This is a genomic window from Streptomyces sp. NPDC054883 (assembly GCF_053610645.1).
This window is the reverse complement of sequence record NZ_JBSGYT010000027.1, coordinates 63,480-77,833: the sequence shown is the minus strand read 5'-3', so window position 1 is coordinate 77,833 and position 14,354 is coordinate 63,480. Positions and strand designations below refer to the sequence as shown.

General features: G+C 73.6%; 14 protein-coding genes and 1 pseudogene. 8 read left to right on the top strand and 7 right to left on the bottom strand.

Annotation, left to right across the window (positions count from 1 at the left end; all coding sequences use genetic code 11):
• Positions 1–22: 22 nt before the first annotated feature.
• The 6 genes from ACWGH1_RS20900 (at position 23) to ACWGH1_RS20875 (ending at position 4,710) form a co-directional block, all read left to right on the top strand.
• A complete protein-coding gene (locus ACWGH1_RS20900) occupies positions 23–736 on the top strand; it encodes a response regulator transcription factor (RefSeq protein WP_453353941.1) in 714 nt (237 codons plus the stop codon).
• A complete protein-coding gene (locus ACWGH1_RS20895; RefSeq protein WP_453353942.1) occupies positions 733–2,178 on the top strand; it encodes a sensor histidine kinase in 1,446 nt (481 codons plus the stop codon). Before ACWGH1_RS20900 ends, ACWGH1_RS20895 begins: the two co-directional genes overlap by 4 nt.
• 131 nt (positions 2,179–2,309) lie before the next feature.
• Positions 2,310–2,717: a hypothetical protein gene (locus ACWGH1_RS20890; RefSeq protein WP_453353943.1), complete on the top strand. Its 408-nt coding sequence runs from the start codon at positions 2,310–2,312 to the stop codon at positions 2,715–2,717.
• Entirely contained in the window at positions 2,714–2,920 is a 207-nt protein-coding gene (locus ACWGH1_RS20885) for a hypothetical protein (RefSeq protein ID WP_453353944.1), read from the top strand. Before ACWGH1_RS20890 ends, ACWGH1_RS20885 begins: the two co-directional genes overlap by 4 nt.
• Before the next feature lie 102 nt (positions 2,921–3,022).
• Positions 3,023–3,562 carry a DoxX family protein gene (locus ACWGH1_RS20880; RefSeq protein WP_453408891.1) on the top strand — a complete coding sequence of 180 codons (540 nt, stop codon included), beginning with the start codon at positions 3,023–3,025 and terminating at the stop codon, positions 3,560–3,562.
• A gap of 116 nt (positions 3,563–3,678) precedes the next feature.
• Positions 3,679–4,710, top strand: a complete 1,032-nt coding sequence (locus ACWGH1_RS20875) for an AI-2E family transporter (protein ID WP_453408890.1) — start codon at positions 3,679–3,681, stop codon at positions 4,708–4,710.
• Positions 4,711–4,712: 2 nt separating this feature from the next.
• Here ACWGH1_RS20875 and ACWGH1_RS20870 read toward each other — a convergent pair whose 3' ends face one another.
• The 6 genes and pseudogenes from ACWGH1_RS20870 to ACWGH1_RS20845 all read right to left on the bottom strand — a co-directional run bounded on the left by ACWGH1_RS20870 (position 4,713) and on the right by ACWGH1_RS20845 (position 10,905).
• The gene (locus ACWGH1_RS20870) at positions 4,713–5,015 is read right to left on the bottom strand and encodes an SHOCT domain-containing protein (protein WP_453357541.1); all 303 of its coding nucleotides are present in this window, start codon (positions 5,013–5,015) and stop codon (positions 4,713–4,715) included.
• 113 nt (positions 5,016–5,128) lie between these two features.
• Positions 5,129–5,803, bottom strand: a complete 675-nt coding sequence (locus tag ACWGH1_RS20865; RefSeq protein WP_453408889.1) for a response regulator — start codon at positions 5,801–5,803, stop codon at positions 5,129–5,131.
• A pseudogene (locus ACWGH1_RS20860) lies at positions 5,800–7,019 on the bottom strand (sensor histidine kinase). The gene ACWGH1_RS20865 and the pseudogene ACWGH1_RS20860 overlap by 4 nt, the downstream one beginning before the upstream one ends.
• A 95-nt stretch (positions 7,020–7,114) precedes the next feature.
• Positions 7,115–8,320: a serine hydrolase domain-containing protein gene (locus ACWGH1_RS20855; RefSeq protein ID WP_453356075.1), complete on the bottom strand. Its 1,206-nt coding sequence runs from the start codon at positions 8,318–8,320 to the stop codon at positions 7,115–7,117.
• Between the two features lie 90 nt (positions 8,321–8,410).
• On the bottom strand, positions 8,411–9,781 hold the full coding sequence (locus tag ACWGH1_RS20850) for a solute carrier family 23 protein (RefSeq protein ID WP_453408888.1): 1,371 nt from the start codon (positions 9,779–9,781) through the stop codon (positions 8,411–8,413).
• Positions 9,778–10,905, bottom strand: coding sequence for an aryl-sulfate sulfotransferase (locus tag ACWGH1_RS20845; RefSeq protein ID WP_453356077.1), 1,128 nt, complete (start codon positions 10,903–10,905; stop codon positions 9,778–9,780). Before ACWGH1_RS20845 ends, ACWGH1_RS20850 begins: the two co-directional genes overlap by 4 nt.
• Before the next feature lie 145 nt (positions 10,906–11,050).
• On the opposite strand from ACWGH1_RS20845, the gene ACWGH1_RS20840 reads away from it, so the two are divergent.
• Positions 11,051–11,617, top strand: a complete 567-nt coding sequence (locus tag ACWGH1_RS20840; RefSeq protein ID WP_453408887.1) for a helix-turn-helix domain-containing protein — start codon at positions 11,051–11,053, stop codon at positions 11,615–11,617.
• A gap of 323 nt (positions 11,618–11,940) precedes the next feature.
• Entirely contained in the window at positions 11,941–13,362 is a 1,422-nt protein-coding gene (locus ACWGH1_RS20835) for a nucleobase:cation symporter-2 family protein (protein WP_453352917.1), read from the top strand.
• 87 nt (positions 13,363–13,449) lie between these two features.
• Here ACWGH1_RS20835 and ACWGH1_RS20830 read toward each other — a convergent pair whose 3' ends face one another.
• Complete coding sequence (locus ACWGH1_RS20830) at positions 13,450–14,172, bottom strand: transcriptional regulator (RefSeq protein ID WP_453352916.1); 723 nt, start codon at positions 14,170–14,172, stop codon at positions 13,450–13,452.
• Positions 14,173–14,354 lie beyond the last annotated feature (182 nt).

The window sequence follows — 14,354 nt, the reverse complement described above, 5'->3', positions numbered from 1 at the left end:
GCCCGACAAGGAGGAGGGCACGGTGACCGGTGATGCGCCCGAGGGGCTGGTCCTGGTGGCGGACGACGACGCCGCCATCCGTCGCTCGCTGGAGCGCGGGCTGCGGCTGAGCGGCTTCACGGTGCTCCTCGCCGAGGACGGCCCGGGCGCGCTGCGGCTGCTCGCCGACCGGAGCCCGGACGTCGTGGTGCTGGACGTGTCGATGCCCGGGCTGACCGGCACCGAGGTCTGCCGCGTCCTGCGCGAGCGGGGCGACGAGACGCCCGTCCTGATGCTGTCGGCGCTCGACGAGCTGGCGGACCGGGTCGCCGGGCTGCAGGCGGGGGCCGACGACTACCTGGTCAAACCGTTCGCGCTGGAGGAACTGGTGCTGCGGCTGCGCGCCCTGCTGCGGCGCCGGCCGGCCCAGGCCCCGTCGGACGTGCTGCGGGCCGGTCCGCTCGTGGTGGACGAGGCGACCCGCCAGGTCCGCTGCGGCGCGGCCGAAGTACACCTGACCCGGCGTGAGTTCGAGCTGCTGGTGCAGTTCGTGCGCAACGCCGGGATCGTCCTCACCCGGGACCGGCTGCTGGACCGGGTGTGGGGCTACGACTTCGAGGTGCGTACCGACGCCGTCGACACGTTCGTCAGCTACCTGCGGCGCAAGCTGGAAGAGGGCGGCCGGCCGCGGCTGATCCACACGGTGCGGGGGGTCGGCTTCGTCCTGCGCGTGCCGGACGGCCGGAGCCGGCCGTGAAGCTCGCCACCCGCATCGCGCTCTCGGTGACCGTGGTGGTGCCCCTGCTGGTGCTCGCGGCGGGGCTGCTGGTGCTCGGGCTGGTCACCCGCGATCTGCACCAGCAGCAGGACTCCCGGCTGCGCGACCGGGCCTCCGCCGTCCTCCCCGATGTCAGGTCGCTGCTCGCGGCCGATCTGAAGGGGCGCCCGAAGGCGGAGCAGAACCAGCACCGCAAGGTGCTCGGTGACGCGCTCGACGCCGGGATCAGGGTGCGCGGCGCGGACGGGACCGTCGTACTGCAGGGCGGCCCGCAGCCCGCGGAGCCGGCCCGGCTGCCCGCGCAGACGCCGGACGGGCCCGTCACGATCCGGTCGAAGGGGCACGCCTGGCGGGTGCTGGCCGTCCCGGTGGCCGGGGCGGCGCCGGGCACGCTGTGGCTGGTCACCCCAGCCTCCGCCACGGACCCGCAGCTCGTCGCCGTGCGCGGCCGGGTCCTGCTGGTCGCACTGCTGTCGGCCCCCGTGTCGGGGCTGATCGCGTACGGTCTGGCCGGGCGCGCCACCGCCTCCGTACGTCGGTTGGGCCGCCGGGCGGCGGCGCTCGACCCGCGGGCGGGCGCCGCGGCCTTCCCGACGGCGCCGGTGAACATCACCGAGGTGGACGAACTGTCGTCCGCCATCGGCCAGTTGCTGGCCCGCTACGACGAGCAGGCGGGACGGACCGCGCAGGCGCTGGAGACCGCCCGGTCCTTCTCCTCCGCCGCTTCGCACGAGTTGCGCACCCCGCTGATGAGCATGCGGACCGACCTGGACGTCCTCGCGGCCCATCCCGACCTCCCGCCGGCCGAGCGGGCCGAGGTGGTCCGCGACCTCCAGGCCGACCATGCGCGGCTGCTGGAGCTGCTGACGGCGCTGCGCATGCTGGCCCGGGGCGACCTGGTGGAGGCGTCCGCGTTCGGCCCGCTCGACCTGGCGGAGCTGGTGGACACGGCGGTGGGCGACGCGGGCCGGCGGCGCCCGGGCGCCCGGCTGAGCGCGGATCTCCCGGCCGAGCTGCGGGTGCGCGGCTGGGAGGCCGGGCTGCGGATCCTGCTCGACAACCTGCTGGGCAATGCCGTGACCCACGGGCACCTGCCGGACGAGCCGCCCGTGGTCGCGGTCCGGCTGCGCGCCGAGGGCGGGTACGCGGTACTGACCGTGGACGACGCGGGGCCGGGCGTCCCGCCCGGTGAGCGGGAGGCCGTGTTCCGGCGCTTCCACCACCGCCCGGGCAGCCCCGGTTCGGGGCTCGGGCTGACACTGGTCGCCCAGCAGGCGGCGCTGCACGCGGGCACCGTCACCATCGGGGCGGCGCCCGGCGGGACGGGGGCGCGCTTCGAGGTGCGCCTGCCGTTGCCGGCCGCGGACACGCCCGTGCCGCCGCTTCCCGCCCGCCGGGACTGGATCTCGCGCGGCGACTGAGGGCCGGTACGGGGGCGCCGTCCCGCGGCCGGGCCGGGACCCACAAGAAAACCACAAAGACGCCCCCTACCGTCCTGCACGGCCGGACCCGCCAGGGGAACCGGCCCAGTCCGTACGAAGGGGATACCACCATGCTCCACAGCCGTAGGACCGCCGCCGCGATCGGCGCCGCCGCACTGACCGGCGCCCTGTTCGCCGCCGCTCCCGCACAGGCCGACGCCGGCGCGCCGACCGCCGGCGCCACGTCGAAGTCCGCGCCGAAGGGCGACGGCGCCAAGGCGATCTGCAAGCGACTGCCGAAGACCGAGGCCCGGGTGAACGCCGCGGTCACCCGGCTGAACGGCGACGCCACCGTCTCCGGATCGATCGCCCGGCTGGAGCAGCGCGTCGCGAACGCCAAGACCGAGGGCCACACCGAGGTCTACACGTACCTCAACGACCGGCTGACCGCCCGTAAGAACCTGCTGCCCACGCTGCAGAAGCGGCAGACGGACCTCAAGGCGGTCAGCACCTGGTGCGCCGCGCAGAAGTCCAAGTGACCGGGCGCGCCGCCGCCGGCCTCGCCGCGCTGGCCGCCGCGGCGGTCCTGCTGCTGACCGGCTGCGGGCCGGGCGCCGAGGCCCAGCCGAAGGCACCCAGGCCGGTGTCCGACGACGCCAGGGCCAAGGAGATGCAGGACACGCTGGACGCCGCCGACAGCGCGGCCGACCAGGCGGACACGGACGCCACCCAGAACAACTGAGCGGCTGGGCCATTCGGCTCCGGCGGCGCGCGCGGGCGGGCCGCCGGGGTGAGGGTTGGGGTCAGATCCTCCGGTTCCACGCCTAGGGAAAGGTCCGGCCCCATGCCGCTCTGCCATCGCAAGGACCTCGGACTGCTGGCCCTGCGCCTCGGTACGGGTGGTGTGCTCATCGCCCACGGCACCCAGAAGCTCTTCGGCTGGTTCGGCGGGGGTGGCCTCGAAGGCACCGCCATGGCGATGGAGCACATGGGCTTCGCCCCGGCGCGTCCCAGTGCCATCGCCGCCGGGCTCGGCGAAGCCGGCGGCGGTGCGCTGCTCGCGCTGGGGCTGGCCACCCCCGCGGCCGGCGCCGCGGCGGCCGGCGCGATGGCGGGGGCCGTCTCCGTCCACGCGCCCGCCGGGTTCTTCGCCCAGGGCGGCGGGTTCGAATACCCCGCCTTCCTGGGTTTCGTCGCGGCCACGCTCGGCCTCGCGGGACCGGGCAGGCTCTCCCTGGACCACTTCACGCGTCATCGGCTGGACCGGCCGGCCGTCCTGCTGCTGGCCTTCACCGTCAGTGCCGCCGCGGCGACCGTCGTCGTCACCCGTCGGAACGCCGCCGTGGCCGCCGCGGCCGACCGGGGCCCGGACGACGGCGCATAATGCGCAGGCGTTCCGCAGCGCATCCGGTCCGCCGGGGTCCGGACGACGCGCGCGCCCGTATCCGTACGGCTGCCCGCCGGGCCCGCGGCCGGCACCCGGCGGCGGGTCCGGCGGCGGTGGCTCCGCAGCTGGTCACGGTGGCGGGGTACGCCTGGCGGATCCTGGTCGTGGCCGGCTTCGCCTACGGCATCTTCTACGTCCTGGGCCGGTTCCACGAGGTCGCCGTTGCGGTCTTCCTCGGCCTGGTGGTGACGGCGCTGCTCCGCCCGATCGCCGATCTGCTGGCCCGGTGGGTCCCGCGGCCGCTCGCCGTCGCCTGCTCCCTGATCGGCAGCATCCTCGTGGTCCTCGGGACGCTGGCGTTCGTCGGGGAGAACGTCGCCGGCCAATGGGACAAGCTGGTGACCGAGTTCAAGGACGGGCTGGCCCGGATCCAGCCGTGGCTGGAGCGTCCGCCGCTGCGGGTGAGCGCGGACGCGCTCGGTGATGTGCAGGCCAGGATCGGCGAGTACCTCTCCAGCCACCGCTCGGACATCCTGAACACCGCCATCAGCGGGGCGGGCCGGCTCGTGGAGGTCTTCACCGTCGCCGCGCTGGCCCTGTTCTGCTCGGTCTTCTTAATCCACTCGGGCGACCGGCACTGGCAGTGGTTCTGCGACCAGCTCCCGGCCGGCGCGCGCCACCGGGTCGCGGTCGTCGGCCGCGCGTCGTGGCGCACCTTCACCGGCTACACCCGGGGCATCGTGCTCGTCGCGGGAACCAACGCCATCCTGGTCGGTGTCGCCCTGCTCGTCCTGAACGTGCCGCTCGCCGTGCCGCTGGCCCTGCTGGAGTTCGTCGCGGCGTTCATTCCGCTCATCGGCTCGCCCGTGGCCCTCGCGGTCGCCGCCGTCATCGCCCTGGCCACCCGGGGGCCGCTGATCGCCGCGCTGGTGATCGTACTGATCGTGGTGATCGGCCAGATCGAGGGGCACCTGCTGCACCCGCTCGTCATGAGCTGGGCCGTGCGCCTGCACCCGGTGGTCGTGGCGCTTTCGGTGATCGCGGGCGCGATCGCCGCGGGGGTGGTGGGGGCGGTGGTGGCGGTTCCGCTGGTCTCGGTCCTCTGGTCGGCCGGCCAGGCGCTGCGCTCCACCGCCCCGCCCTGACGTCAGCGGCGGCGGCCCCCGCCCGCCCCGGCGGCGGGGCCGAACCGTTCGTCCAGTACCGACAGCCGTCGCCAGTACTCCTCCTCGTCGATCTCCCCGGAGGCGAAGCGCCGCCCCAGGACCGCGATCGGCCCGGGTTCGCCGGTGGCTCCCGGTCCGCCGGAGCCGGGACGGGCCGCGGCCCACGGCCGGCCCCACCACACCGTTCGGCGCAGGACGGTGACGACCGTGAGGACGACCGCCGCCCAGATCAGCGGGAAGAAGAGGATCCACGGGCCGGGCCCGTCGAATGCCGGCGTGTCCATCTCGTTCAGCTCCTCGGAAGTGGTGGATCCGTCGCTTCCGAGATTCGCCCGGCCGGCGGACCGCGTCGTCCTGCGGGCGGCGGCCGTACGGGTACCCCCGGCGCAGTACGCGCTCAGCCGAGCCAGCCGGGTCTGACCAGACCGGATTCGTACGCGAGCACCACCAGTTGGGCCCGGTCGCGTGCGCCGAGTTTGACCATGGTGCGGCTGACGTGCGTCTTGGCGGTGAGCGGGCTGACCACCAGGCGGCGGGCGATCTCCTCGTTGGACAGGCCCATGCCCACCAGGGTCATCACCTCGCGCTCCCGCTCGGTCAGCCGTTCCAGCCCGGCGGCCCCGGCGGCCGCCTCGGGCGACCTGGAGCGCGCCGCGAACTCCGCGATCAGGCGGCGCGTCACCCTGGGCGAGAGCAGCGCGTCACCGGCCACGACCGCCCGCACCGCGCGCAGGAGTTCCTCCGGTTCGGTGTCCTTGACGAGGAAACCGGAGGCGCCCGAGCGGATCGCCTCGAAGACGTACTCGTCCAGGTCGAAGGTGGTCAGCATGACCACCTTCACCGGGGCCAGGGCCGGGTCGGCGGTGATCGTACGGGTGGCGGCCAGGCCGTCGAGCACGGGCATCCGGATGTCCATCAGGGCGATGTCGGGGACCAGTGCGCGCACCAGCCGCACGGCCTCGGCGCCGTCGGCCGCCTCGCCCGTGACCTCGATGTCCGGCTGGGCGTCGAGCAGGGCCCGGAAGCCGGCCCGGACCAGCTGCTGGTCGTCGGCGAGCAGGACTCGGATCATCGGTCCTCCCCGGATACGGGGCCGGCGGGGCCCGCCGGCCCGGTCAGCGGGAGCCGGGCCAGCACCCGGAACCCGCCGTCCGGGCGCGGCCCGGCTTCCAGGGTGCCGCCCTGGACCGCGGCCCGCTCGCGCATGCCGATCAGTCCGTTGCCGCTGCCGCCGGCGCCGTCACCGGCGGCGGGGCCGTCGTCGTCCACGCCGAGCTCCAGCAGGCCGGACCGGCGGCTGATGCGGACCCGTGCGGCTCGGGAGGCGGAGTGGCGGACGACGTTGGTGAGGGCCTCCTGCACGATGCGGAAGGCGGCGAGGTCGGTGGCCGGGGGAAGGACGCCGGACTCCCCCTCGACGGTGACCGCGAGCCCGGCCGAGGCCGCCTGGGCGACGAGTTCGGGGAGCCGGCCGAGTCCGGGGACCGGGGCGCGGGGCGCCTCGCCCGGCGCCCGCAGGCTGTCGAGGACCTGCCGGACCTCGCCCAGTGCCTCCTTGCTCGCCGCTTTGATGGTGGTCAGCGCGGTACGGGCCTGCTCGCGGTCGGAGTCGAGCAGGGCCAGGCCCACGCCCGCCTGGACGTGGATCACGGAGAGGCTGTGGGCCAGCACGTCGTGCAGTTCGCGGGCGATGCGCAGCCGTTCCTCACCGGCCCGGCGGCGCTCGGCCGCCGCCCGCTCGGCGCGGTCGCGGGCCCACTGCCCGCGGCGTACGCGGATCAGCTCGCAGGCGGCGAGCACCGCGATCACCCAGGCGGTGACGCCCGCCTCGGTCCCCCAGCCCACGGGTCCGTCGCCGGGCGGCGGCAGCCACCGGTAGAGCCAGTGCCCGATGAGCAGGTGCCCCGTCCACAGCACGGCGGCGGCGGTCCAGGCCGCGTACCGGTGGCCGGCGAGGACGGCGGCCAGGCAGGCCAGCGCCACGCTGATGAAGACCGGGCCGTACGGGTAGCCGCCCGCCGGTACCCGAGGGTGACCGCACAGACCCCCGCCAGCACGGGCACCGGGTGGCGGTGACGCCAGACCAGCAGGGCGGGACCCAGCAGCAGCAGGAGCCGTCCGGTCGCGCCGAGCGGCTCGCTGCCGGGCTGGAAGCGCGCGGCCCATCCGCTCCCGACCACGGCGATCGCGGCCACCAGCAGCGAGGACCGCCACGGCGGTCCGCCGGGTCCGGGCCGGTTCGCCCGCTCCGCCCACCCCGCCGCGCCGCGCCGCCGCCACTCCGCCATGCGGCCACGCTAGACGGGCGGCCCGGTCGCCGTCGTCCGCCGCACGGGGCGACCGGGCGTGCTCCCCGGGGAGTACGCCCGGTGCGGCGGTGCGTTCAGCGGGTGGTCAGCGGATGGTCCGGGGCCAGAACTCGGGCGATCCGGGCGGCGACCGTCTGGCCCGGGTTCTCTTCGGTGGCCCGGGGGCCCTGCGTGGTGCTGACGGCGATGGAGAGCCGCTGCGCGGGGAGATAGGCCTGCACGGCCGCGTAGCCGCTGAACGACGGGTTCTGGAGGATCCAGTCGTGCACGACGAGGACGCCGAAGCCGAAGTGCTGCGCGGCGGTGTTCTTCAGGCAGACGTCGGCGGGGCAGGTGTCGCTCTTGCCGCCGAGGCCGACCGTCCCGGGGTCGAGCAGTGTCCTGAGCCCTTGCGGCGAGAGGAGTTCACCGCTGCCGATGGCCCGGGCGGAGCGCGCGACGTCACAGATGTCGCTGGTGAGGACCGCGCCGGCCGCGGTCGTCCAGGACGGGTTCCAGTAGCTGGACTCCTCGTAGACGCCGCGTTCGGAGGTGAAGGCGTGCAGCGCGGGGGCCGGGATGTCGGGGGTGTAGGCGTTGTGCGTCCCGTGCAGGGCGAGCGGGGTCAGGATCCGTTCGCCCAGCAGCCGGTCCAGGCGGGTGCCGGTGATCTTCTCCAGTGCGACGCCCAGGATCTGGAAGTTGGCGTGCGAGTAGCTCCAACTCGTGCCCGGCTCGTACCAGAGGGGATGGGCCGTGGCGATGTCGACGGTGTCGGAGAAGCTCCAGTGCCGGAAGGGGGCGGCTTCGAGTTCGGCGAGGAACTTCTTGTCGGTGACGTAGTCGTGGAGGCCGGAGGTGGAGCTGCCGAGCATGCGCAGGGTGATCTCGGACGCGTGCGGCAGCGCGGGCAGCCAGCGCGAGACCGGGTCGTCCAGGTTCACCTTGCCCTCGTCGACGAGCTGGAGCAGGACGGTGGCCATGTACTCGATGGCGACGGAACCGGAGCGGAAGTGCATGGCCGGGTCGGCGGGTACGCCCGTCATGGACTCCCCCACGGCGCCGGTGACGACGTCCCGGTCGCCCGCGACCACCTTGTAGATCACCGAGTTCAGGTGCAGGTCCTGGGACGCCTGCCGGACGACGTCCCGGACCCGGGCCGCTTGGCCGCCCTCGGTCTCCGGGGAGGAGACGCAGGGCTGGGGCGCGCTCGCGGCGGCCGCCGTGGAGGGGATGCCGGTGGGCAGGATCGCGGCGACGATTCCGGCAACGCAGAGCAACGCCGTTCGGGTACGCCTCACGCTCCTCAGTATCGGCGGAAGGCCCCGACTCCGCCCTCTCACTCCATGGGGCCTCCCGCCCGGTCCACCGGAAGGGCCACGAGGCGGAACCTACGAGGCCCGGGCCGGCCGGGTCGGGCCGAACCGGCCGAAGAGCGCGTGGAGCAGGACCGCGGCGAGCGTGCCCGCCACCACCCCGCTGCCGAGGACCGTCCGGGCCCAGCCGGGGAACCCCTGGTAGAGGTCGGGCGCGACCACGGGCAGCAGACCGGCCGTCAGGGCCAGCGCGGCGACCGTCGCGTACGGGCTGTCGCCCGAGCCCGGATCGGCTGCGGCCGGCAGCGCCCGGCCGAGCATGGTGACGCCCATGACGGCGATGATCCCGTAGATGACGAGGGCGGATCCGCCGACCACCGGCGGCGGGATCGCGGCCAGCAGCCGGGACAGCGGCGCCAGCAGGCCCACCAGGACCAGCAGCACGCCCGCGCCCGCGGTGACGAAGCGGCTGCGTACGCCCGTCAGGCGACCGATGCCGATGTTCTCCGCACTGGTGACCAGCAGGGAGGTACCGAACAGGGCTCCGAAGACCGAGACGAGCGCATCGGCCCTGGCGACGCGCGGCACGTCGCGTCCGGGGTCGGACTCCCGGCCCACGGTCTGGCTGTTCAGGACGGTCTGTCCGGTGACCTCGGCGAGGGTGGTGAGGCTGAACACGAGCAGCGGGAGGGCGGCGAGCACGTCGAAGTGCGGGGCCCCGTAGGGCAGGAGCCGCGGGAGCGCCGGCGTGCCGAGGCTGCCGCCGGCCGGCGTGAAGGCGCCGAGCCCCGTGGCCAGCGCGATCAGGGCCCCCGCGCCCATGCCGAGCAGCACCGCCGTCTGGCGCCAGACCCCGCGCAGCACCAGGAGCAGCAGCACGGTGGCGCCGATGGTGGCGGCCGCCAGGGCCACCGCCGAGGGGGCGGCGTACCCGGGGGCGCCGCGCTGACCGGTGATCAGCTGGGCCGCCACGCGGATCATCGCGATGCCGATCAGGAGCACCGTGGTGCCCATGACCAGCGGCGGGAAGAGCCGCACGATCCTGGCGTAGAAGGGCAGCACGGCGAAGAGCAGCGCCGCGGCGAGGAGGACGGAGCCGGTGGCGGTCGCGGGACCGTGGTCCTTGGCGATCTGGAGGAAGAGCGCGGTCGCCGCCCCGCCGGGCAGCATCACGAACGGCAGCCGGGCGCCGATCCGCCAGACCCCCAGGGATTGGAGCAACGCGCCCGCCCCGCACAACAGGAGGGTGGCGCTGAGCAGGGACGCCGTGCGGGCGGCGTCGAGTCCGAGGGCCTGGCCGGTCAGGAACGTGGTGGAGACGGGGGCGGCGATCATCGCCAGGACGTGCTGCGCGGAGAGCGGCAGCAGCCGGCGCAGCGGAAGCCGCTCGTCCACCGGTCGTACCGGTTCCTTCGGGCGGGACTCCAGGGTTTCGGGGGCGCTCACGACGTGGTCTCCGCGTTCAGCCAGGGCAGCTCGCGCGCGGAGTAACGGTAGGCGCGGAAGACGGCGTTGGGCTCGGAGGGGAACAGGCCGCGCACCTCGGATTCACGGTATCCGCCGAAGTACGGGACCACGTACTCCCAGCACAGGTACCCGTCGGGGGTCACCTCGAAGAGCCTGCCGGAGGGCGAGTCCGTGACGAGCGTGTTGCCGCCCGGCAGACGCTGCGCGCTGCCCATGAACGGGGCGAAGAACGCCTCGCGCGCCGGGTCGTGGTACTCCCAGACGACCTTGCCCGACGACCGCTCGATCTCGATGACGCGCGAGTACGGTACGTCGGCGTGGGGGCGGAAGACGCCGTTGTCGAAGACGAGCAGGTTCCCGTTGGCGAGTTCGGTCGGCGCGTGCTGCTGGGAGACGACGCCCGGCTCGGTGCGCCACAGGATCTCGCCCGTCTCCCGGCTGATGACGACCACCGCGGACACGCTGCGCAGGCTGGCCAGGATGTTGCCGTCGGCCAGCGGCAGCACGCTGTTGATCAGGGGCCAGTGCTCGCGCGAGTACGCGGGGTGGAGGGCGTACTCCTCGCGGTCGAGGTGTTCGGCGGCGCTCCACTCCCAGGTCACGGAGCCGTCCGCGGCGACCTCCCGGATGGTGTCGGCCCACACGGTGGCGCCCGTCTCGGAGCCGGGCACGCCGCCGCGCACGCCCTCGGCGTCGGCGCCGCGCAACGGTTCGAGCGCGGTGTACAGGAGGCGGCCGTCGCCGAAGTGGTGTGCGTCGTGGTGCTGGAGCGGGTCGCGGTACTCGCGCAGGACGGTGCCGTCCGGGGCGGCTTCGAGCATCACGCCTCCCCGGTACTTGTGCCACATCGGGAACAGGGCCGGTTCGCCGGGGAGTACGCCGCTGTAGGCGAGGTTTCCGTTGGCCAGGATCCGGGCGTGCCGGCCGGGGCGGTAGGGGAGCTTCCACTGGTGGACGACCGTGCCGTGCGGGTCGATGAGGTAGACCTCGCCCGCGCCGGTGAGCGGGGCGAAGAGGGTGTAGCCGCCTTCGCCGGCATCGGGGTCGAGGGCGATCAGGCCGGTGCCCCGGCGGCGGCGGGAGTTCTGGTCTACTGCGGACATCCGGTCCTCCTGTGAAACTTTCTTTGATCACACCAACAGGGTTAGAAGGTAGCGGCGCAATGTTGCGGCGCTGTGACGGCCGTGCGAAGCCGCCCGCGGACTGCGAGAAGATGATCCGCAGAGCGGACCGGAACCGAGGAGCCACGTGACAGACGAAGCGCCCGCCCCACGGATCGGGGCGGGCATCCGCCGGCGGCGCAGGAGCCTAAACCTCACCCTGGCCGAGGTGGCCGCCTCGAGCGGCCTCTCCTCCCCCTTCCTCAGCCAGGTCGAGAACGACCGGGCCCGCCCGAGCATGCGCTCGCTCCAGCTCATCGCGGACGCCCTGGAGACCACCGCGGTCCAGCTGATGGCCGCGGCCGAGACCCCCCGCCGGGTGGACATCGTGCGCGCGGACGCCGACGCCGGGCTGGATCCGGCGGCCCGGGTCCGTCCGCTGGTGCGCGGTCACCACCAGATGCACGCACTGGAGTTCACCGGGGACCACGACGCCGACCGGGCGTTCGAGCACCGCAACGACGAGCTGATGTACGTGGCCGACGGCACGGTGGAGGTCGAGGCCGACGGACGCACGCACCGCCTGGGCCGGGGTGACACCCTCTACCTCACGGGCGGGATCCGCCATCGCTGGCGCGCGCTGGAGCCGGGCACGCGGGTGCTGCTCGTCGCCGTGGCCGACCACATCGAGGCCGCCCCGGACCCGCGCGCCTGACCCGCCGGGCCGCCACGGAACCCCGCTCGCTGTCACGGCCCCGGCAGGTGGCCGCAGGTTACTCGCGAGGAAAGCCCACATGTGGCTATGGTGAGCGCCCTCGGTCAAAGACTCCTTCGGATCCCAAGGAGAAGCGCGCCTTTGCGCGCCGATCGAAGGGCGTCCTGCCAATCCAGGGCCCACATTCCAGTGCAGAGCGACGCGCTGTCGGCAACACCGCCCGGCGTCGGCTCAGTACGAGCCGATCTGCCCTCGCCCCGTCATCCCCGGGGCTGGAGGGCGGCGGTCTTCTCATTCACCTACCTCGCGAAGGCAAGGCAGAGATGGCACGAGTCACCCGACAGTCCTCCCGGCACCAGCAGACGCATCCCGTCGACGAGTTGCTGCCGTTCCCCCAACTCGCCCTGTACGGCTTCCAGCACGTCCTCGCGTTCTACGCGGCGGCCGTCATCGTTCCCGTCCTCCTCGGCAGCGCCCTCGGGCTGACCCGCCCCGAACTCGTCCACCTCATCAACGCGGACCTGCTGACCTGCGGGATAGCCTCGATCATCCAGGCGCTCGGCGTGTGGAAGATAGGCGCCCGGCTGCCGCTGGTCCAGGGCGTCACCTTCACCGCGGTCTCCCCCATGATCGCCATCGGCCTCGGGGCGGGCGGCGGCACCGCCGGACTGCTCGTCGTGTACGGAGCGGTGATCACCGCGGGCATCGCGACCTTCCTGTTCGCGCCGGTGTTCAGCAAGCTGGTCCCGTACTTCCCGCCCGTCGTCATCGGTACGATCCTGACGATCATCGGCATCACCCTCATCCCGGTGGCCCTCCAGGACGCGGCCGGCGGTGCGCGGCTGATCGGCAGCCCCGCCTACGGGGAGCCGAAGAACCTCGCGTACGCCCTGGGCACCCTGCTGTTCATCCTGGCCATGGCCCGCGTCGGCAAGCCGTTCCTCAGCAGCGTCGCCGTGCTCCTCGGCCTGGTCGGCGGCACCGGCGTCGCCTGGCTGCTCGGGGACGCCGACTTCTCGGCGGTGGGCGACACCGACTGGTTCGGGGTCACCACCCCGTTCCACTACGGCATGCCCCGGTTCGAACCGCTGCCGATGATCGCCATGCTCGTCGTCATGCTGATCACGATGGTGGAGACCACCGGCGACGTGTACGCCATCGGCGAGATCACCCGCAGGCGGGTCGACACCGACACGGTCGCCCGGGCGCTGCGGGCCGACGGCGCCGCGACGGTGCTCGGCGGCATCCTCAACTCGTTCCCGTACGTGGCCTTCGCCGAGAACATCGGCCTGGTGCGGATGTCAAAGGTGATGAGCCGGTACGTGGTCGTCGCGGCCGGGGTGTTCATGGTCCTGCTGGGGCTGCTGCCCAAGGCGGGCAGCCTGGTCGCCTCGATCCCGAATCCGGTGCTCGGCGGGGCCGCGCTCTCGATGTTCGGGATGGTGGCGGCGGTCGGCATCCAGATCCTGGGCAAGGTCGACCTGCGCGAGGAGCGCAACGCCCTGATCCTGGCGGTCAGTCTGGGCGCGGCGCTGTTGCCCACGACGGTGGCGCCGTTCTTCGAGCGGATGCCGGACGACGTCCGGGCCGTGCTCGACAGCGGCATCACGCTGGGCGCGCTGACGGCGATCTCACTGAACCTGCTGTTCAACGTCTTCACCAGCCGCTCCACGATGGAGATCGACTGGGACGACATCGAGGACGACGTCGTCGCCGAACCGCGGTACGCGGCGGGCGCCGGCTGACCCGCACGGCCGCAGCAGCCGGGCCGGGGCGGACCATCGGGTCCGTCCCGCGCCCGCGCGCCCGATCGCCCGCGGGGCGGCAGCGGCTCAGCGGTTGCCGAGCGGGAAGGGTGACGCGTCGCCCGCCTCGCCGATCAACTCCCAGAAGTGGTCCACGAGTCGGCGCAGGTACGCCGACCGCTCGGCGGCGATCTCCTTGAGCCGGGCGTCGTCGTTGCGGGCCACGAGGTGCCCCATGTACCGCTCGGCGAAGTCGGCGAACTCGGCCTGCATGGTGCGCAACGCGTCCCCCACGCTCGTCGCGTCGACCACGACGATCTCCGCCACCGGTCCCACGCAGGCCTTCCACCGCCCCTCGACCGCCGTGCGCAGGAGGCCGGCCAGTTCGTCGACGCGGCCCATGATCCCGGTGAGCGCGCGCAGCGACAGGCCCAGCGCTTCCACCAGCGCCCGGGTCTGCCAGGTGTCCCCGTTCCAGTGCCGGCCGGCTTCCGCGGCCCGGTACTCCTCGGGGTCCATGCCTATCCGGTAGGCCAGCCGTTCCACCGTGAGCTGGCGGGCGAGGCGGAACTCGGCGAGGGTGCGCGGCGCGACCCCCATCAGCGTCGTGGTGTCGCACCACAGGATGTTGGCGAGCGCGAAGAGCTGCTGGTCGGTCGGCGCGTAGGACCCCAGCTCCCAGGCGGCGACCAGTTCGGGGTGGACGGGGGTACCGCAGGCCGCCATCGACTGGGCCACCTGCGTGGTCGTCAGGCCCACGCGTTCGCGTGCGGAGCGGGCTTCCGCGGGGGAGAACGGAGTGCTGTACACGTACAAGACACCTCGCAACGCCCTCGAAGCGATGAGTGTTCGAGGGGAGACGGATCGGTGGATGAACATCCAGGAGCGGGCACACTAACAGACGTTCCTTCGGTGTGATCGCCCATACCCCTTGGATATGAAGGCGTGACCCGCGCTCCGCAAGTGATCATCAAAAGCGACGTCGTGTCTCC